Below are 20,938 nucleotides of genomic sequence, written 5' to 3' on the forward strand. Positions count from 1 at the left end.
ACTTTTACTCTTGACCGAAGGCAACCTATGAACAACCAGGCGAAAGCGATTATTACCGGCGTGTCCGGTCAGGACGGCGCATATCTGACGAAGCTGTTGCTCGACAAGGGCTATCAGGTGACGGGCACCTACCGTCGCACCAGTTCCGTCAATTTCTGGCGGATGGGCGAACTGGGCGTGCTCGATCATCCGAACCTGCGACTGGTCGAACACGACCTGACCGATCTCGGCTCGACGTTGCGTCTGCTGGACAGCACGCAGGCCGACGAGTTGTACAACCTTGCCGCGCAGAGTTTCGTCGGCGTGTCGTTCGACCAGCCGATCACGACGGCCGAAGTCACGGGTGTGGGCGCATTGAATCTGCTCGAAGGCATCCGGATCGTCAGCAAGAACACGCGTTATTACCAGGCATCGACGTCGGAGATGTTCGGCAAGGTTCAGGCGGTACCGCAACGCGAGGAGACGCCGTTTTATCCGCGCAGTCCGTACGGTGTGGCGAAGCTGTTTGCGCACTGGACGACGATCAACTATCGCGAGTCGTACGGGATTTTCGGCAGCAGCGGGATTCTGTTCAATCATGAATCGCCGTTGCGCGGGCGCGAGTTCGTGACGCGCAAGATCACCGACACCGTCGCGAAGATCCGGCTGGGCAAGGTGGATGCGCTGGAGCTGGGCAATATGGATGCGAAGCGCGACTGGGGTTTTGCGCAGGAGTATGTCGAAGGCATGTGGCGGATGTTGCAGGCGAGCGAGCCGGACACGTATGTGCTGGCGACCAACCGCACTGAGACCGTACGCGATTTCGTGCGGATGGCGTTTGCCGCGGCCGGCTATCAGCTGGAGTGGTCGGGCAAGGATGAGCGCGAGATCGGTATCGACGTGTCGACGGGTAAGACGCTGGTGCGTGTGAACCCGAAGTTTTATCGGCCGGCGGAGGTGGATCTGCTGATTGGGGCCGCCGATAAGGCGCGGGAGAAGCTGGGGTGGAAGCCCGAGACGACGCTCGAGCAGTTGTGTCAGATGATGGTGGTGGCGGATCTGGCTCGTAACGAGCAACATGAGACGTGGTGATTTTTTTCCGCCTCTGGCGGTAGGTTGGGTTTGCGTTTGTTGGTTTTATGGTTTCGTGCGCGTCCCGTTTTCACGTCGGTTTGCCTTGATCGTCACTGTGCGGGACCGGCGCGTTTTGCGGTTCGCATGGTGTTGGTTTGGTTGCTCCTCGCGTGGCGTGCGCGGCCTGTTTTCGCGTCGGTTTGCCTGATCGTCCCTGCGCGGGACCGGTGCGTTTTGCGGTTCGCATGGTGTTGGTTTGGTTGCTCATGGCGTGGCGTGCGCGTCCTGTTTTCACGCTGGTCTGCCTGGATCGTCCCTGTGCGGGACCGCACCTACTTTTCTTTGCTCGCGCAAAGAAAAGTAGGCAAAAGAAAGCGCGTTTACACCGACACTTCGTAGCGAGTGGCGTTTATTCATTTTCGGGTAGTGGACCGCGCACGATTTGAGTTACCGCGCCGCATGTCTTGGTGACAAGGCAGTCATTCGTTCCGGCTGTTCGCTTCGCGACAGCCGACGGGCACAGCCCCGTCTTCATCTCTCAGCGCTCTTCGCGCGCTGCACTCCGTCCGTCACAACACCCACTTTCCTCGCATGCGCGGGGCTGTTCCCGCGCGCAATTCCTGGCTGCAGAGCGTCGAAACCATCGTGAAGTTGGGTGAACGCCGTGGCGCAATCCGGCTCTTGAGCCGGACGCTAACGGTCGTGAAGGCTGTCAAATCGGGTGGTGAAAACCGGGCTTGAGCCGACGCCGGAATTTTCCTAACGAAGTCAGATTTTGTGCGCAAACCGCACGTTCGGCCCGCCGCCGGAACAGTCGAGAAAACCGAAAAATAGCGTGGCGCAAACGGGTTTTTGAAGCAGGCTACCGCCGCGAAGCGGGCGGGATGTGCGGGCGCGGGCCACCGGGAAAAACGGACCGCGAACTCCAAACGTGCGCGGTCCACTACCCGAAAAATACTAGACGCCACTCGCTACGAAGCGGCGGTGTAAACGCGCTTTCTTTTGCCTACTTTTCTTTGCGCGAGCAAAGAAAAGTAGGTGCGGTCCCGCACAGGGACGATCCAGGCAAACCAGTGTGAATACAGGACGCGCACGCCACGCCAGGAGCGACCAAACCAAACCAGACCAAACCCAGGCACAACCAACCCCAGCCCCGATCAATGCGCTGCAATAGCCTCCTGATAAACCGCCGCCACCCGCCTGGCAATCACAGCATTATCAAAATTATCCCGCGCATAAGCGCGACAAGCATCCGAATCCGGCAGTTTCATCGTGCCGTTCAGCGCCTTCGCCAATCCATCGGCGATCGCCGCCGCACCTGTCTCCGGCAACACCAGATCCGCCGACAACCCCGCCACCGCTTCCGGCAATCCACCCACCGGCGTCACCAGCACCGGCGTGCCCGATGCCAGCGACTCAACGGTAATCAACCCGAAGCCCTCAAGCGCAACCGTCGGCACGACGCTAATGGTCGCCGCACGATACAGCGCCGGCAAATGCTGATCCGGTACGAAACCCAGCAATTTCACGTTGTCCTCAAGCCCGGCTTCCTGAATGCGTGCATTCAATTCCGCTTCCAGACGACCCTTGCCCGCAATCAGCAACAACACGTCCGGCACGCGCTTGCGCAAAATCTTGACGGAGTCGATCAGATCCTCCAGACCCATCCGGCGAACCAGACGCCGCACCGCCACCACGATCGGGCGACCTTGCGGCAATTGCAGCTTCAGTCGCGCTTCAGCGGGCGTGATCGGCAGGTTGAACTGCTCGACGTCGGTGCAACCCGGCACCACGCGAATCAGGTCCGGCGAGATGCCGTAACGCGAACTCAGAATCTGTCCGAATGCATTCGACAACACGATCAGCCGCGACGAGCGCGCATACACCGTGCTCTCCAGATAACGCTTCGCACGCTGCCCCAGCGAGTCCGCGCCTTCGACGTGACTTTCGTCCGCCCACGGCCCCTGAAAATGCGAGACCTGCGGAATTCCGCGCGTCACGTCGAGCCCGGGAAATGTGTACAACGCGAAATGCGACGAAATCACGTCCGGACGCTGGGTCGTGATCTCACGACGCAACGCACGCCGTGCCGCCATCAACCGCACCGGCAACGACGCGCCTGCGTCGCCGAAACCCTGGATCGCACCGCCCGTGTCTTCCGCAACCTTCGACGATCCCGCCACCACGCCGCGCACCGCGACGCCCGCGCCAGGCAGTGCACCCACCAGCGAGTAGTACATCCGGTCGAGCCCGCCTGCGCGCTCCGGAAACCAATGCATCCCGATCTGTAGCGATTTGATGGAGCTTTTTGTCGTCATCTCGGTTTCCCCTATCCAGCGTGAAATAAGTGTCAATTGATCAATGATGATTGAACGGTTTGTGGCGCAGATCGGTAAGACTTTCATTAGGCAATTTCAGCCGGAAATGCCGACCGGATATCCACGTGATACACGATGCGGCGATCATCCGATGTGCCCCACCGCTCATTGCTTTTCAGACCTGCTACTTAACCGTCTTGTGCGTGACCAGCACGTTCGCAGCAAGCGAATCCGGCTCGCTCACGCTCGCATCCACCGCCGACGCCGCCGCGATCTGACGGTAAAGCGCGATGTACTGCTCGGCCATCCGCGCCCATCCGAAATCGCCCGCCAGTTCGTTCGCCGCAACGCCCATCGCGCGACGCTTGTCGTCCGAATCCGCAAGCGTCGCGATCGCACGTGCGAGCGCCTGTGGATCGTCCGGATCGTCGAGCACGATGCCGCATTCGGGCGTGATGATTTCCGCCCCGCCCGCGGTGCGCGCGGTCACGACCGGCAAGCCCGCGGCCATCGCCTCGAGCAGCGACAGACTCATCGCCTCGTAACGCGACGGAAACACGAATGCATCGACCGAATGCATCAGCACCGGCATCTCCTTCACCAGCCCCAGGAAATGCACGCGATGCGCGATGCCGAGCGCCTTCGCTTCTTCCGGATACGGACTGCCCGGCAGATAACCGGCCACCGCGATATGCACGTGCTCCGGCAAATGCTTCAGCGCGGCGAGCACCGTGCCGAGATTCTTGCGCGGCGTGCGCAGATCGCCGACGAACAGCAACAGAAACGCATCCGGCGGCAAATCGAATTTCGCGCGATCGCCGCTCGCGGCGGCAAAGCCGCGCGTATCGACGCCGTTGTAGATCACATCGATCCGGTTGCGCGGCCCGACACCGATCGCGCGAATCTCGTCGGCGACTTTCTTCGACACGGCGGTAATCACGCGCGAGCGTCGATACGCCCAGCGTTCTAGCCACGAATTGACGCGCGTATAGACCGACTGATACGCGGACCATACGCCCTTCGTCAGACCAAACGGGTAGTACTTGCTGCCGAACCAGCCGCTGTGCACGAAGTGCGCGGTGTTGACGTCGGCAGGCATCCACGTGATGAAGCCGTTGACATGCAACACGTCGTACTCGCTGCGATGGCGCCGCAGCCACAGCGCGCTCTTGAGTGCGAACACCTGCTGGCGCAACAGATTGGTCGGCCAGAACCGGCCGATCTTCACCGGTGCCCAACGGACGTTCGGATGCGCGAGCAGCTCCGGCGCAACGTGCGACGCGACCAGCGTCACGCCGATGTTGTCGTCGAGGGCCGCACGGGCGATCTCGTGGTTGACGCGCCCCTGGCCGTCGTTATGGCGTACGACGTGCGTAACAATGGCGACTCTCAATCAGTGCCTCCGTGATAGATAGCGGTGGTTGCGCGTGGATCGGACGCCGGCATCGGCCGGTTCGCCACGCGATTCAGTTTTTGCCAGTGCGCGGCGGAAAGAATCGAAAAGAGACTCATGAAAAGCAGCAGGCCGCCGGTGCCGACCAGCGAATTGGTGAACACCAGCATCGCGAAGATCGCGAGTCCGAGACTCACGCAGGCGGACACGAACTTGTCGTCGCGCATCCGGAACGATGCGAGCACCGCGCGCACCATGATCCACAGAATGCCCGACAGATACAGCAGCGAACCCGGCCAGCCGAGCACGAACGGAATGTTCATCACGCCGCTGTCGAAGCTGCCGTATTTGCCCAGTTCGCCGTTGTCGCTCGACAGTTTCGTCGAGGTGCCGGTGGCGCCCATCCCTTCGCCCGCGACGTCGCTGAACGCGGTTTTCGCGAAGGTCGCGTAGAACTCGTTGCGCGCGGCGTAGCTCTGGTCGTCGTTCAGGTTCACGATGGATTGCAGACGCGTCTGCATCCGGTCGGCCACCGGTCCCACCGCGAACAGCGGCACGCACAGACCGGCCAGCACCACCGCGCTGACGATGATCCGGATCCGCACGCGATTGCTCGACTTGACGAGCTGGATGATTAGCGCGATCACCCAGCCGCCCCAAGTCGAGCGCACGAGACTCAGCCCGAACGACAGAAAGCCCAGCGCCGCCGCGACCCAGCGCACCTTGTGGTTCGCCGCCATCACGAACACCATCGCCGCCATCATCGCGAACGCGAACGGCCCGGACGAATTCATCGTGCTGAATACGCGTACGCCCATCGGCACCGGATCGCCCTGCGAACTCATCTGCGCGCCGAGCATCCACAGCTGATCCCACGGCGGCATCACGAAAAACTGGATCACGCCGTAGCCGCCCATCACGAGCATGCCCCAGATGAACGTGTTCAAAATCGTCTCGCGATACGCGGGAAAATTGCGCGTGTTCGCCATGATGTGAAAGCCGATCAGGATCGGATATACCCAGTTCGCGAGGTCGTAGACGGCCGCCATCGGCCCGCTCGACACCACGCCGATCAGGAACGCATACGCAAGCCCGAGCAGTGTCAGCAGCACCGGCAAGCCGCGTCGCTGTGCGAGCAACGGGTAATAGCGGACCAACGACAGCGCGCTGATCATCGTCACCGCAAGCGGCGCGACCTGAATCATGCTGGTCGGCGTGAACGCGCCCTTCGACCAGTCGGCGAGACGGCGCACCTCGGGGCTCAGAAACCACAGCCACCACATAAACCCGATGTACTTCGCCGGACTCTTGAAGTAGAGCCACAGGCCCGTCAGCGTGGCCAGCACCGGAAACGCCAGCGTCAGCACACCGCCCTGGTGACCGGCGATCAGCACCGCGGTGATCAGCCACAGCATCGCGGGCGGCCCCCACTCCTGCGGGTCGCCGGGCAACAGGCGCTTGCGGCGCTGAACGCTTGCGTGCGGGATCGACGCCATCGTCTACAGCCCTCCGCGCGAGCTGCCGGCCGCGCGAACTTCATGCGCGGTGCGATGCGCGGCGACCTGCGCGGTGCCGTGACTCGCGCGCTGGTCCATCATGTCCTGCGTGATCCGCACGTGTTGCGCGGCGAAATGCTCGGTGGTCAGATTCGCGGACAGCAGACGCGCGGCCGCCGCCTGCGCCTGGCGCAAGCCTTCGGCGGGCGTATCGACCAGCCGGTTGGCCGCATCGCGCAACGCTTGCGGATCGAACGGCGGCACATACGCTGCCGTGTCCGCCGGAAAGTAGTCGTCGAGCGCGCCGACCTGGGTGACGATCATCGGCTTGCCGACGGCCGCCGCTTCGAGCATCACGGTAATGCCCGATGCGTGCGAATTCGGCCGCAACGGCACCACTACCACGTCGGCCCAGTCGTACAACTCGTGCTGCTTCCGGATACCGGAAAACAGTGCGATCTCCACGTTCGGCGCCCGCAGCGATGCCGGAATCCGCCGACGCGTCGCGAGTTTCACCGTGTAACGCGCATCGTGTCCGAATGCCTTGATCAGCGTCTCCCAGTCGCGGTCGCGGTCGTTGCCGATCGCCGCAATTCGCAGCGGCGTGTTCGGCACCCACGTGCGCGGCGCGCGCACCGGAAAATCCTGGGTGTTCAGGCCGTAATACACGTGCGTCGCGTCGCGCCCCAGATACGGCGGGCACAGCGCGGCGTTGTCGCTGGCGAGCGTGGTCAGCACGTCGGCCCGCGCGATCAGCTTGCGATACAGCCATTTGCGCCACGCGCCGTAACTGGGCCACTTGTCGAGCAGCCAGACGCTTTGCGCGAGCAGCATCGGTTGACGGGCGCGCGGCACGCGGCGCGCGCTCATCAACAGCATCAGCGCCGCCGACAGATACTCCTGCTCGGTATGCGTCCAGATCACGTCCGAGCGCAGCATCGCATCGCGATTGCGCAGCGTGTGGATCAGGTCGAAACCGAGCGCGGCTTTCATCGCGCGACGCAGCAGCTTGACCGGTTTGCTTTCGCGCGCGTCCTCGGAATAGCTGAGATCGAACGCATCCGATTCGGCATGGTGATAACCGTACAGACAACCGATGTTGTCGCCGGGCCGGTAATAGCGCGGGTCCGCGCCGTAAAACAGATGGACGTGAACTTTCGTACTCATGCAGGCACTCCGGTCTGCCGGTTGAACGACGCGTCGCGGCGCGCTTCCCATGCGCCCGTCCGCACCGCGCGCCAGCGCGACAGTTGCGCCGCGCCCGCTTTCGAGCGCAGGGCGAGTGCGGCATGGGCGAGCCCCGGATAGACCCGCGTGCCGATCAGCGCGTACCACAGCCACGCCGCCTCGCGACGCACCGGCGGCAGCTTGTCGTGCAGGATCAGATGCAGGTTGTACGCGGCGTTGCGGATCGCGAGCAGGTTCTGCGCGTCGCGTTTGTCGTCGTCGAACCGTTCGGCGGGGAAATGATCGACGGCGACGCGCGGGTCGTAGACCAGCTTCCAGCCCGCCTTCTTGACGCTCATGCTGAACGCCATGTCGTTGTGAACCTGCGCACCCGCGCCGCGCAAACGCGCGTCGAAGCGGATGTTCTGGATTGCCGCGCGCCGGTAGCTCATGTTCGCGCCTTTCAGGATATCGACCTCGCGTGCGCCGCCGACGCCCAGATGGTGATTGCCGATAATCTTCCCCGACGGCGTCACCTTGCCGACCAGCGGCCGCTCGCCGTCGAGCACGCGGCCTTTCTCGTGAACCCAGTCGCGCCCGCCGAGCGCGCCGAGGCGTGGGTCCGCCTCGAACGCGGCGGCGATCCGCTCGACCCAATCGGCGTGCGGCGCGGCATCGTCGTCGGTGATCGCGATCACGTCGCCGCTCGCGGCGTCCAGACCGCGATTCAACGCGGCCACCTGCCCCGGCAACTCGACCGGCGCAATCACCAGCGGCATCGCCGGATTGGGCAGCATGTCACGCAAAAACGCATGCGTCGCTTCGTCGTCGGGACGGGCGACCACAACCACTTCGTCCGGCGCGCGGCGTTGACGCTGCAATGCCGCGAGGCAGCGCGCCAGGTCGTCGGGACGGCGGAATGTCGGAACCAGGACCGTTAGTTTCATTGCGTGTGCTCCTCAATGCGGGGAATCGTCAGGCGCTCAGGTATTCCTGGACAGCCGCGTAACCGTGGTCGTAGGTGCCGCGCGCACGCGGCGGCATCGCGTTGAAAATCCCGCCCTGCACGTGCACGCCGGCTGCGCGCAACCGCTTCAGCGAATCGGCGATCTCGCGCTCTTCATGCACGCCCGAGCGCATCACGAAGAACGTCGAACCCGCGTATGCACCGATGATCGACGCGTCGGTGACGGCCAGAACCGGCGGCGTATCGATCAGCACGACGTCGTAGCGCTTGGCCAGACCGTCGAGGTATTGCGGCATACGCGGCGACATCAGCAGTTCCGACGGATTCGGCGGACGACGCCCGCACGAGATAAAGCTCAGGTTCTCGATGCTGGTCGCGCGGATCGCGTCTTCGAGCGAAATCTGGCCGCTCAGCAGTTCCGACAGACCGTTGTCGGTGGCGCCGCCCAGATAGCGTTCGAGCGCGCCGCGCCGCATGTCGGCGTCGATCATCAGCACGCGCTTGCCCGAATGCGCGAGCAGCACCGCCAGATTCACGGTCAGAAAGCTCTTGCCGACGCCGGGCAACGGGCCGGTGAACATCACGACGTTGTTGCGTGCGTCCATCATCGTGAACTGCATGGCGGTGCGCAGGCTGCGCATGCTTTCGATACACACGTCTTTCGGACGCGCATCCGCGAGCACCGAACGCAGCCGGTCGCCGCCGCGCACGAAGCTCTTTTCGAGCAGCGCCTGTTCGGCGCTCAACGGCACCAGACCGAAGATCGGCAGATGGAACGCGCGTTCGACCTGTTCCGGATCGTCGATGCCGCGCTTGACCAGACCGCGACGCAGGAACACCACGCCGATGCCGAGAATCAGCCCGAGAATCACCGCCGCCGACAGGATCAGCACCTTCTTCGGCTTGACCGGCACGCCCGGACGCAACGCGGCGTCGATGATGTGGACGTTGCCGCCCGTGCCCGCCTTCTGCACCGACAGTTCCTGCACGCGATTGAGCAGCAGCACGTAGATGTCTTCGGCCACTTTCGCGTCGCGCTGCAACTGCACCGCGCGCACTTCGGTGGCGGGCAGATCGCGGAAACGGTCAGCGTATTTCGCGCGTTGCGCCTGAAGCTCGGCCATCTGCTGACGCGCGGCCACGAGCGTCGGATGGTCGTCGCCATAACGCTGTTCGAGCGACGCGACCTGCAGCCGCAGCGCCGAAATCTGCTGCTCGTACTGCATGCTGCCTTCCAGGTACACCTTCGCCTCGTCGCTCGCGTTGATCGAGCCGGACTGGCGCTGATACGCGGTCAACGCCGCTTCGGTGCGCTCCAGATCGGCCTTCAGGCGCGGCTCTTCGCTCTTCAGGAAGTCCAGCATCCGGCTTGCGTCGGCCTGCTTGCTCAGAATGTGCTGATCGAGATACGACTGCGCGAGCGCATTGGCAATCTGCGCGGCGCGTTCGGGATCGGTGTTTTCCAGCGAAATCTGGATCACGCCGGTCTGCTTGCCCTGCTCGGACACCTGCACTTTCGACTGGAACGCGGTGATCGCGTCGAGATCGTTTGCACGCGACACGAAGAACTGCGTGCCCGGCCGCGCGACCAGCCGGTTGACGAGCATGGTCACGCCCGCGCCCTGCGCCGGCTGTCCGACCGTGCCGCGCAGCAGCAGCGCGCCGTCCGGGCCTTGCAACACGTATTTGTCGCCCGCTTCGGCCGTGAGCGTCAGCTTCTGGCCTTCGAGTTCGCGCGGCACGTCGATTGAATCGACGTTGGCGACTTCGCCGCCCCACGCGTAGCTCGACAGACCGAACCACGGCTTGCCCGGCTGACCCGGCGTCGCGATGCGGCCGGCGATGCTGCCCAGCAGCGGAATCGTCTTCGGCGCGATCGAGAAGTTCAGCTTCAGTTGCTGCACCACCGGGCCGACCACGCCACGGCTCTTGATCATTTCGATTTCGGCATCGGTCGGCACGGAGCCGTCGCCGCCACTCGAAATCGCCGCGCCGGTTTGCGTCTGCGTCAACGCTTGCGACGTGTTGTCCGACCGTTCGACGCGCACGTGCGCGTCGGCGGAATACACCGGCCGCGCCACGTAGCAGTACAGTCCCGCTGCGGCGATCACGATCAGCGCCACGCCGATCAGCCACCAGATATCGTCGAGAATCGCCTGCACCAGTTGACCGAGGACGACGTCTTCTTCTTCGGTCCTGACCGGCGCGGCGGCCATTTGGGGGTTGAATTGAGTGCTCACAGTTTCCATCCCTTGTGATCGTTGCCGGGTGCGCGTGTCACGATGGCGCGCCGGCAACGGGTCAGGCGATTAACGCGTCAGTTGCTTCAGGTAGAACACCGATTCCAGCGTCGGCAGAACCTGTTGCAGCACACGGTTGAAGGTGGTCGACGCAGCGGTGCCGACATACACGACGTCCATCGGTTGCAGCTGGAATTGCGACGACAGCATGATCGCGTTCGGCTGCGTCATATCGAGTCGATAGACGTCCGGCTTGGTCGGGTTGTCCTTCATCCCGCGCATCACGTAGATCTGGCGCGGATTCGCATCGGTATCGAGGATGCCGCCGCCTTGCGTGAGCGCATCGGCGATCGTCAGATGCCCCTTGATCATGTTGACCTGGATCGGCGTCTTCACTTCGCCCATCACGAACACGCGGCTATCGGTGTGATCCGGCACGTTCACGATGTCGCCGCTTTGCAGCATCACGTTCTGCGTGGTGTCGCCGTCTTCGAGCAGCCGGTTCGCATTGAGCACGTAAAGCTGGTTGTTGCGCGTGAGTTTGACGCGCTGGATATCGGCGTTATCGGTGGCGCCGCCCGAGCGCGTGATCGCGTCCACCAGCGTCAGCGGCATATCGCTGATCGCGAGCGGCCCGGGCGTCTTCACGTCGCCGGTGACCTGCACTTTCTGGCCGCGATACGCGAGCACGCGCACATCGACCTGCGGATTGCGCACGAAGCGCACGAGACCGCGCGCGAGCCGGTCGCGCACGTCGCCGGGCGTGCTGCCCGCCACCATCATCCGGCCGACGAACGGAAAATAGATCGTGCCGTCGGCGGCGACGGTCTGACCGAACGGGTCCGACTGCCCCGACTGCTGGCTCGCATACGGTTGCTGAACGACGCTCGCGAGCGTCTGCGTGCTGGTCGCCCCGGACGACATCGAACTGCCGTTAGGCGTCGTCAACTCGGGGTGATCCCACACCGTGATGCCGAGGATGTCTTGCGGCGAGATGTGATAGACGTACTGCGAAGGATCGGCCATCGGCGGCGGCGGCAGCTTTTGCGGGGTCGCCGCGCGGTCCTGCGCCTGTTGCGCGACCAGCGCGGAGTCGATCAGATGAACTGGATAGGTTTCGGCCGGCGCGTTGCTCGGCTCTTCCTTCAGGCTCGATGTGTCGAGGTAATTCCCGGGCGCCGTGGCACAGGCACCGAGAAATGCGGTCAACAGCAACGAAGCGGCAAACGTAGCAGTGTGTTTTGTTTTCAGCATATTTTTTTCATCCATCCCGTGACCAGATGTTCGATCAGCGCGAAGCTCTCGCGATACGCGCGGTCGGTGCTGCCGTGCGGGTCGACGACATCGGAGTCTTCCCATTGACCGAGCGGATAGACCTTGCCGCGCGCGACCGGATCGAGTGCTTCGACGGCCTGCACCTGACGGCGCTCGGTGACGAGCACGAGATCCGCGCCGCGCACCAGTTCGCGGTCGAGCCGCCGTGAGTAATGCACGCCGGCGGGCACGCCGCGCTCGGCGAGCAGGCCGCGCATCACCGGGTCCATTCCGAAGCCTTCGCGTGCACGAATCCCGGCCGAATGGAACATGATCGGCAGCGCGAGTCGGGCACGCTGGTGCGCCTTGAACAGCATTTCCGCGACCGGCGACCGGCACACGTTGGCGTGACAGACGATCAGAACGTTGGCGAACATGATTGCGTCTCCGTTGTGATGTGATTGAGGATGAGAGGCGGCCTGCGGCGCGAGCGCGATGGCGTGCTCAGCGTGCGATCGCGTACGCGTCGCGGCCGCCTGGCGCGTGAGCGGCGCGTGTTCCGGCTGCACCGCTTGCACCGTTCGACGCCGCCAGTTGCTGCGCATGACGGCGGCCGATCGCGTGATACTCGATGCCGAGTTCCTGCAGCGTGTCCGGCTCGTACAGATTCCGGCCGTCGAAAATCAGCGGGACTTTCAGCTGCGCCTTGAGGCTGTCGAAATCGGGGCTCTTGAACGCTTTCCATTCGGTGAGAATGACCAGCGCGTCGGCATCCTGCGCGGCGTCGGCGCTGTCGGCGGCGAAGCTCAGACGCGCGTGCTGCTGCGGCGCGTCTTTCAGGTCGAGCGCGAACACGCGCTTCGCTTCGTCCACCGCGACCGGGTCGTAGGCTTTCACGCTCGCGCCGCGCGCCAGCAGTTCGGCGATCAGCGGACGGCTCGGCGCTTCGCGCATGTCGTCGGTATTCGGCTTGAACGCGAGGCCCCACACGGCGAAGGTGCGGCCGCTCAGATCTTCGCCGAAACGCGCGACGATCTTGCCCGCGAGAATCTTCTTCTGCGTGTCGTTGACGGCCTCGACGGCTTCGAGAATGCGCAGCCCTTCCTGATGCTCGATCGCGATGTTGATCAGCGCCTGCACGTCTTTCGGGAAGCACGAGCCGCCGTAGCCGCAACCGGCGTACAGGAAGTCATAGCCGATGCGCGGATCGGAACCGATACCGCGACGCACGGCTTCGATATCGGCGCCGACGCGATCCGCGAGATTCGCGAGTTCGTTCATGAACGAGATGCGCGTGGCCAGCATCGCATTGGCCGCGTACTTGGTGAATTCGGCGGAACGCACGTCCATGTACAGCGTGCGTTCGCGGTTGCGATTGAACGGCGCGTACAGGCGCTTCATCAACTCGCGAGCCTTTTCGCCGGGCACGTCTTCGTCGCAACCCAGCACGATGCGATCCGGACGCGTGAAGTCTTCGACCGCCGCGCCCTCTTTCAGAAACTCGGGATTCGACACCACCGAGAACATCTGGTCGATGCCGCGCGCGTCCAGTTCTTCCTGGATTGCCGCACGTACGCGCATCGCCGTGCCGACCGGCACCGTCGATTTATCGACGATCACCTTGAAGCCCGTCATATGACGGCCGATGTTACGCGCGGCGGCCAGCACGTATTGCAGATCCGCCGAACCGTCTTCGTCCGACGGCGTGCCGACTGCGATGAATTGAATATCGCCGTGCGCGACCGCAGCTTCGACGTCGGTCGAAAACGTCAGGCGGCCCGCCTTGCGGTTGCGCGCGATGATTTCCTGCAAGCCCGGTTCATGGATCGGCACGCCGCCGTTGTTCAGCACGTCGATCTTGCGCTGATCGAGGTCGAGGCAGAACACGTCGTGGCCGATGTCCGCCAGACAGGCGCCGGTGACCAGGCCTACGTAACCGCTACCGATGATCGTCAGGTTCATGAATTACACCTCGAGGATTGGATTGGTGTTGCCAGCTCCTGCCGCGTTGCGTACTACGTGTTGCGGGTTGCCGCGGCAGGCGTTTTCAGTTCGTTCAGTTTGCGTTTGGGGCGTTCAGTACGCGTTGCTGCCCGCGAAGCCCTTCCAGAACGTCAGCACGACGATCTTGATGTCGAGCCAGAAGCTCCAGTTCTGCATGTAGTACAGGTCGAGCTTGACGCGGCCCATCATCTTTTCGATCCGGTCGGTTTCGCCGCGATAGCCGTTGATTTGCGCCCAGCCGGTGATGCCCGGTTTGATCCGGTAACGGTGCATGTAGCCCTTCACCAGATCCTTGTAGATGTCGTCGTGTTCGAGAGCGTGCGGACGCGGCCCGACCACCGACATTTCGCCGCGCAGCACGTTGATGAATTGCGGCAGTTCGTCGAGGCTGGTCCGGCGCAGCAGCGCGCCGACCGCGGTGATGCGCGGGTCGCGCCGGGTCGCCTGGGTGATCTTGCCGGCGACTTCCTGGTGGAGCTTCATCGAGCGGAACTTGTAGATGTAGAACTCGTTGCCGTCGATGCCCTTGCGCTTCTGGCGGAAGAACACCGGTCCCGGCGACGACAGCTTGACCGCCACGGCGATGGTCAGCATCACCGGCGCGAGCGCGGTCAGCGCGCCGAACGCGAACAGGCGGTCGAACACACGCTTAGGCAGCACGCGCAGATCGGTGATCGGCGATGCCGCGAGGTTGATCGCGGGTACGCCGAGCAGATCGACCATCGGCTGACTGAACAGCGTCAGGCTGCGCACGTCCGGGATAAAGCGGATATTCACGAAGTCGTTGCGCAGTTCCATCACGAAGCGATGAATGGTGCGCTCCTTCGAGATCGGCAGCGCGAGCCACAGTTCGCAGATGCGGAGGCTGCGAATCTGCGCGATCAACGCGTCGAAGTCGTGTTCGACCGGAACGCCTTCGATACGCTGCGCCTGATCGGGGTCGTCGTACGGGCTGCGCGAACCGTCTTCGTCGTACACGAGGGCCGGCGTGAAACCGGTCTCGGGACGGCTGCGCATCTGTTCGATCAGGAACTTGTCGTACGGCGCACCGCCGACGATCGCCACCGCCTTCTGGTTGAAACCCTCGCGACGCAAGCCGCGCAGCACCGAATGCACCAGCAGCTTGGTGACGACCAGCAGCACGACGGTCGCGACCGCCCAATACGCGAGCCACAGCCGCGACAGCTGGTCGGAGCGGTGCAGGCTGAAGCTGATCAGGATGCCGGTGCCCTCGACCATCAGCCAGCCCACCGCGACGCGGCACAGCAGATCGGCCAGCGGCTTGCCGCGCCACGATCGATAGATACCGAGCGCCGGAAAGAACACGACGACCAGCAGACAGTCGAACGCGAGCGACACGCTTTGCATGTCGTCGAGCCACACGCCATGACGTCGATGCACGGCCGCCGCTATCAGGGCGCCGAGGGCCACCATCGAAACGTCGATGATTCTCGCTAGAACGCTCAACATGCGCCGCCTCTCATTTGGTCGTCCAAAGGCCTTCCGTTAATGAAGTGATAAACCGCCACGGGTTAATCCGTGTGCAGCGAAATACGTGTTGCGGGGTTGTCCGGCAATCAACAGGTATGCGGGCATCCAGCGTGCGGGCTTTGTGGAGAAGCCACAGCGAATGGGTGAATACCCGTGTTACAGACTAGATAAAGCGGCATTAAAATTCGGCAGGCAAGATAGCAAAATATCTCCAATTGTATCGGTCACTATTACCGTATTTTGGTGGATTTTTGTTCGGCAAAAGTTACCTCAAAAAGCCGCTCAGGCTTGATTTGTGGGGGTTCTGCAAGCTGATCGGCGAGTGCTTCGCGTTTGAACCGGCAACTCTCACCCGATTCGCCCGACTGGCTCGGGCATAAATTCGTGTGCATAAAAAAATACACTTGCAAGCGTCCCGGATAATTTTTCATTTTTTACCCGAAGCCGCATCAATTATTTTCCCGCACCACTCATCACATCATGTTTTTTATAATCGAAAAAGCGTAATTCTTAATTAAGCCGTTTTATTGCGAATTAACGTCATGCTACAAATCGAATGCACTCACCAGCCTCGAGGAGTAATCCATGACAGCTTCGGTCATCGCTTCGGTCACGGCGCCGCTCGCCGGTACTACGCGCAGCAACGCGACGTCGCTGAACGTCAAACTGAAGGTTCATCCCGTCATCCTGGCGGGCGGTTCAGGCACGCGGCTCTGGCCGATGTCGCGTGAACAGTATCCGAAGCAGCTGATCGGCCTGCTTGGCGACGACTCGCTACTGCAATCCACCACGCGCCGTCTCGACGCGCTCGAAACCGATTACCCGCTCGCGGGCGAGCTCGTGGTCGTCGCGAATGAAGAACATCGCTTCACGACCGCCGAACAGTTGCGCACCAGCGGCAAGCTGAGCCGCCTGATTCTCGAACCGGCCGGACGCGACACCGCGCCCGCACTCACGGTGGCCGCGCTGTCGATCGCGGCGGCCGACCAGGACGGCATCATGGTCGTGATGCCCGCCGATCACGCCGTCGCCGACCTCGCCGCGTTCAATGCAGCCGTGACGGCCGGTGTCCGTCACGCGGTCAACGGTCAGATCGTGACGATGGGGATCGTGCCGACGCACGCGGAAACCGGTTACGGCTATATCCGCCTCGGCGCGGCCGTGACGCAGCCGGCAGGCACCGATACGCCGGACGACGCAGCCAGCAAGCTCGACGTTCACGCGCTCGACCGCTTCGTCGAAAAGCCGCATCTCGAACTGGCGCAGCGCTATATCGAATCGAAGGAATACTGGTGGAACAGCGGCATTTTCATCATGCGCGCGTCCACCTGGCTTGCGTCGATCAAGCATTTTCAACCGGCTATCTACGACGCGTGCGTGGCTGCCTACGAGGGCGGCAAAACCGACGGCGACTTCTTCCGGCTGCAACGCGACGCGTTCGCGGCATCGCCGTCGAACTCGATCGACTACGCGGTGATGGAGCCGCTCGGCAACGATCCAACCGTGTCGACCGGCGTGGTCGTGCCGTTGCAGGCAGGCTGGTCGGACGTCGGATCGTGGGACGCGATCTGGCAGATTCTGCCCAAGGATGCGGACGACAACGTCGGCCGCGGTCGTGTGATGTTCGAAGGCGCGGCGTCCACGTTCGCGCATTCGGAAGGACGGCTGATTGCCTGTCTCGGCACGCAGGATCTGGTCGTCGTCGAAACCGACGACGCGATTCTGGTCGCCGATAAGTCGCGCGTGCAGGACGTGAAGAAGATCGTCGGGCGCATTCGCGGCGACGGCGGTGGCGAGGCGTCGAACCATCGCAAGGTGCATCGTCCGTGGGGATATTACGATTCCGTCGATAACGGCGACCGTTTTCAGGTCAAGCGGATCGTCGTGAAGCCGGGCGCGCAACTGTCGCTGCAAATGCATCATCACCGCGCGGAACACTGGATCGTCGTGCGCGGCACGGCACTCGTCACGCGTGGCGAAGAGCGCTTTATCGTGTCGGAAAACGAGTCGGCGTATATCCCGCTCGGGACCCAGCATCGCCTCGAAAATCCGGGCAAGATGCCGCTCGAAATCATCGAAGTGCAATCGGGCTCGTATCTCGGCGAAGACGATATCGTGCGCTTCGACGACACTTACGGCCGCCAGTAAGCCGTACCGCGATGGTCCGCTGATGCGGATCGCGCGCGCTGCGCCGGTCCGTGTCAGCCTGCTTTTTTGCGTGACGGTTGCGAACCTAACCTGAGTGGCTTTCAGTGTTTCGCGCCGGGCGCGTCGTCCTGCTTGCCTTTTCCGTTTTATTCCCTGTCGATCTTTCTCGCGCGCGTGTCATCGCGGCGGCGGACACGGCTGTCCGGCGCACGCTGCGCGCGCAACAGCCCGCCTGAAAGCGGTTTGGATACGACGTGACGACGCGGATAACGAACGACTGGGGAAATCGGGAAAGGCTGGACAGCGTGGAAAGTCGGGGACGTCTGGAAAGCGATGAGGACAGCCGGAACATCGGGAGCGTCATGAACAAAGACGATGACGCGCACTACGAATTACGAACTACGAATAACCAGCAACGAACTACGGCAGCGTTGAAGCAGCTTTGAAACCTCGACGGGGCAATGCGTTCCTGCGGCGGTGCTCCTACCGTCCGCGGGCGCTTGCTGCGTTCATCCCGCGTGGGAGATGAATTCGTGTGACAGCGGAAAACGCTCCGACGATGCTTCAGTGGACGGCTCTTCCGGATAACGACGCAACGGCATCCGCAGCGCGCTCATCGAGCCGCTCGGTTGACCGCTGACATGCGCATTGACGTGCGTGGCGTGGGCGATCGCATGTGCGTTGAACTGCGGCACCGCTGCATTCGGCGAACCGGCCTGCGCCGACACGTAGCTTGCAGGATGCGAAGCCACCGATGCCGGATGCGCATTCGGATAGCTGGTCGTGCCCGTGTACGGCGTTTGTACGGCGACACCATGCGGCGCGGCGTTGACCGAGTGGGTCATCGGCTGGTTGGCCGAATGCGCGGCGGACTGGCCGACGTGCTGACTCATTGCGTGATGCGCGACCTGCCCTGTCAACGGATGCTGTGCGCCATGCGCAGCCTTGCCGGCGTGAGCGCCAGGACCGCCCGAAGCCGCAACCGGATTGCGCACGGCCAGTTCCTGCGGCGCACGCAACGGCGCTTGCTGACGGGAAAAGCCACTGCCCTGCGCCGGCGTGTCGCGCAACGCGTGAGCGTTCGTCTGACCCTGCGCCTGGCCGTGTGAACGCTCGTGACGGTCGATCCACTGACGCGCCCATTCCAGCGCGAACTGGGTGGCGGCGTCGGCGTCGGCGAAACGCGGACCGACGAGGCCGGAACGCTCGACGCGCTTGCCGTCCTTGACGATTTCCGCCCACGCGCGATACATCGTGTTCGGCACTGCTTCGGCGGCAATATAGATCGCGTAACCGCGACGGTCGGCGATGGGCGTGCCGCGCGGCGACAGGCTCATCGACAGCGGGCGGCGACGGTCGGCTTCGCGCATCAAGCCGTAGCCGGCTTGCGCCGGGCACGACGCATACGATGTGCTCGCATGGACGCCTTGCGGCTGATACGGCGCATAGCCACCCGCCACCGACGCGGCCGGTACCGACGCGCCATAAGGCGCGCGCACGGGACGCAGCATCGCACTTGCGTTGGCGGCTTCGGCATGCGACATCGCGACGGCGACCGGCGTCTCCGCGCGGACTTCCGTCACGGCGTCAACGATTACCGGGTCCAGCGCGCCGAGTTGACGGGCGATGTCGGCCATCGGGTCGGGAGCCCGCCAGCGCGGCGCGGCATTCGATGCGCCCGGCGTCTGCCAGGATTCGGGGCGTTTCCAGCTGACGCCGCCCAGCCCTTCGTCGCGCGCCGGCGCAACGGGCGCGGCAGCGGGCACGGCAGGCTTCGCGGCGACGGGCGGCGCCGCTTCCGGAATATAGGCAAAGGTACGCCCGGTCTGTTCGAGCAGACGCACCATATGCAGCAAGGTGCCGTTCTGTTGCCACTCTTCGAAACGGCGACGGCAGGTCGGCCCCGATGGATAGCGGCCAGGCAGTTTGGACCACGGTTCACCCGTGGTCAGGATCCAGAGAACCGCATTCGCGACGACGCGCGGCTCGGCACGTGGACGCCCACGGCGATTCAGACGGATAGCGGGCTCGTCGGACACAAGGGTGCTGACAATCGCCCATTCGTCATTGCTTAGCTCATCGAAAAACATGTGTTTCTCCACACAGCCCTGGCCAGGCCGTGGCGTTGGGCACTCACGAATTCTTTTTAACGACTCGTGTAGTGCCCGCGGTTGCACAAATATGTCTTTACGTTCCAGCTAGAGCGGGGTGTTGGCGCACTTGAACAGTGCGCATATTCCCATTGGCGAAGCACAGAACGTGGTCTCACTCGTGCATCGGAGAATTTTATGCATTGAGCATACCATTGCTAGGGTTTGTATGGATATCGTCGCGACAAGTGTTACGCGTCGAAACAAACTTGTGCTTTTTGTTTCGTTTTATCTCCATCCAATCGACACACTTTGCAATTCCTATTCGTGCGGATGCTATAGCGCGCTAAGCGCCGCTATGCGGAGCAATCAATAGCGTTTGAATGGCGGCGATAAGCCTTCCTGGCGACGCGCGCCGCGTGTGCCGCGCGTTTGATACGGCACGAACGCGGCAGCGTCCGCACGTGAGCGCGCGGCAGACCTTCGTTCAGCGAACCGGATTCGACGCATGCTCGCCGGCGACCGTGTTCCACACGCGCACGCGCCATCGTGAAACCAGGCCTTCCAGCACGTAAGGATCGGCATTGGCGAACGCTTCGGCAACCGCCGGCGAGTCGCCTTCGAACAGCAGCAACGCAGTGTCTACGGGATCGGCCAGCGCGCCGCCGAGCAGTAGCTCGCCCCGCTCCGCATGCGCCCGCGCAAGCTTCAGATGCGCGTCGCGCAACGCGCCACGGCGTTCCAGATAGTCGGGTGCAAGCTCGTACATCAACAGGTAATGCATCGCGTCTCTCCTCTTTATCAAGCGCCGGTCGAATGTCCCGGCATACGTGCGCTTTGGCGGCGTCGAACGCTGCGCAATGCGTTTCAAACAGCGTTCACGCCAGCCGCGTCAATCCCGATTGGTCAAATTTACGCAATCGGCTTTTAACGGAATTTTCTGCCGGTTTTCGATAAGCGCCAATAGCATCGAATTGCAATTGCATCGGCCATTGCGATAAGCACATTTAAAGGATCGCTAATCAATCCGTTCTCGCAATGATGCGTTTGCCACTTGTCCAGCATCTGAAACTTTCATTTTCTTTCAATCGCCAATAGCGGGCGAAATATACGCTACCGATTTTCTTCCCCCGCGCCGCGAGCCCCTACCGGCGCGCCTTCCAGCAGACAAATAGCCCGGCGCAGGTTTCGCCTGCCTGGGGGAAATCCTGGCGTACCGGCTGTCAACCAGGTTACGCTTGAAGCCGTTCTGGCAGACGGCGCGGCTATGTCAGCATTGATTCACGCACGATGACGTCAAGCGGCCCCGGACGGCAA

At 62.9% G+C, this 20,938-nt stretch carries 14 protein-coding genes; 2 read left to right on the plus strand and 12 right to left on the minus strand.

Translation table 11 applies throughout. The features are described 5' to 3' along the window. The first annotated feature begins 27 nt into the window (after positions 1–27). On the plus strand, positions 28–1,071 hold the full coding sequence (gmd, locus tag PW947_RS28380; protein WP_299635682.1) for a GDP-mannose 4,6-dehydratase: 1,044 nt from the start codon (positions 28–30) through the stop codon (positions 1,069–1,071). A gap of 1,139 nt (positions 1,072–2,210) precedes the next feature. On the opposite strand, the gene PW947_RS28385 is transcribed toward gmd, so the two are convergent. From PW947_RS28385 to PW947_RS28430, 10 genes are all read right to left on the minus strand, one after another. Then, a complete protein-coding gene (locus PW947_RS28385) occupies positions 2,211–3,371 on the minus strand; it encodes a glycosyltransferase family 4 protein (protein ID WP_299635683.1) in 1,161 nt (386 codons plus the stop codon). Between the two features lie 184 nt (positions 3,372–3,555). Then, positions 3,556–4,764: a glycosyltransferase family 4 protein gene (locus tag PW947_RS28390; protein WP_299635684.1), complete on the minus strand. Its 1,209-nt coding sequence runs from the start codon at positions 4,762–4,764 to the stop codon at positions 3,556–3,558. Further along, positions 4,761–6,260: a glucose-6-phosphate isomerase gene (locus PW947_RS28395; RefSeq protein WP_299635685.1), complete on the minus strand. Its 1,500-nt coding sequence runs from the start codon at positions 6,258–6,260 to the stop codon at positions 4,761–4,763. The genes PW947_RS28390 and PW947_RS28395 overlap by 4 nt, the downstream gene beginning before the upstream one ends. 3 nt (positions 6,261–6,263) lie before the next feature. Continuing rightward, on the minus strand, positions 6,264–7,427 hold the full coding sequence (locus PW947_RS28400; RefSeq protein ID WP_299635686.1) for a glycosyltransferase: 1,164 nt from the start codon (positions 7,425–7,427) through the stop codon (positions 6,264–6,266). Continuing rightward, positions 7,424–8,374 (minus strand): glycosyltransferase family 2 protein, encoded by a 951-nt coding sequence (locus tag PW947_RS28405; RefSeq protein WP_299635687.1) that lies wholly within the window; start codon positions 8,372–8,374, stop codon positions 7,424–7,426. Before PW947_RS28405 ends, PW947_RS28400 begins: the two co-directional genes overlap by 4 nt. Positions 8,375–8,402: 28 nt before the next feature. Then, entirely contained in the window at positions 8,403–10,610 is a 2,208-nt protein-coding gene (locus tag PW947_RS28410; RefSeq protein ID WP_299636071.1) for a polysaccharide biosynthesis tyrosine autokinase, read from the minus strand. Positions 10,611–10,703: 93 nt separating this feature from the next. Further along, positions 10,704–11,888, minus strand: a complete 1,185-nt coding sequence (locus PW947_RS28415; RefSeq protein ID WP_299635688.1) for a polysaccharide biosynthesis/export family protein — start codon at positions 11,886–11,888, stop codon at positions 10,704–10,706. Further along, positions 11,882–12,325 carry a low molecular weight phosphotyrosine protein phosphatase gene (locus PW947_RS28420; protein WP_299635689.1) on the minus strand — a complete coding sequence of 148 codons (444 nt, stop codon included), beginning with the start codon at positions 12,323–12,325 and terminating at the stop codon, positions 11,882–11,884. The genes PW947_RS28415 and PW947_RS28420 overlap by 7 nt, the downstream gene beginning before the upstream one ends. Before the next feature lie 67 nt (positions 12,326–12,392). Next, on the minus strand, positions 12,393–13,850 hold the full coding sequence (locus PW947_RS28425; protein WP_299635690.1) for a UDP-glucose/GDP-mannose dehydrogenase family protein: 1,458 nt from the start codon (positions 13,848–13,850) through the stop codon (positions 12,393–12,395). Between the two features lie 114 nt (positions 13,851–13,964). Further along, a complete protein-coding gene (locus PW947_RS28430) occupies positions 13,965–15,362 on the minus strand; it encodes an undecaprenyl-phosphate glucose phosphotransferase (RefSeq protein WP_299635691.1) in 1,398 nt (465 codons plus the stop codon). A gap of 606 nt (positions 15,363–15,968) precedes the next feature. On the opposite strand from PW947_RS28430, the gene PW947_RS28435 reads away from it, so the two are divergent. Next, positions 15,969–17,531, plus strand: coding sequence for a mannose-1-phosphate guanylyltransferase/mannose-6-phosphate isomerase (locus PW947_RS28435; protein WP_299635692.1), 1,563 nt, complete (start codon positions 15,969–15,971; stop codon positions 17,529–17,531). A gap of 509 nt (positions 17,532–18,040) precedes the next feature. Here PW947_RS28435 and PW947_RS28440 read toward each other — a convergent pair. Both PW947_RS28440 and PW947_RS28445 read right to left on the minus strand, forming a co-directional pair. Further along, complete coding sequence (locus PW947_RS28440) at positions 18,041–19,621, minus strand: transposase (RefSeq protein ID WP_299635693.1); 1,581 nt, start codon at positions 19,619–19,621, stop codon at positions 18,041–18,043. Positions 19,622–20,108: 487 nt separating this feature from the next. Continuing rightward, positions 20,109–20,405, minus strand: a complete 297-nt coding sequence (locus tag PW947_RS28445; RefSeq protein WP_299635694.1) for a YciI-like protein — start codon at positions 20,403–20,405, stop codon at positions 20,109–20,111. Positions 20,406–20,938: the final 533 nt, after the last annotated feature.

The organism is Paraburkholderia sp., assembly GCF_028283785.1.
Taxonomy (GTDB): Bacteria; Pseudomonadota; Gammaproteobacteria; order Burkholderiales; family Burkholderiaceae; genus Paraburkholderia.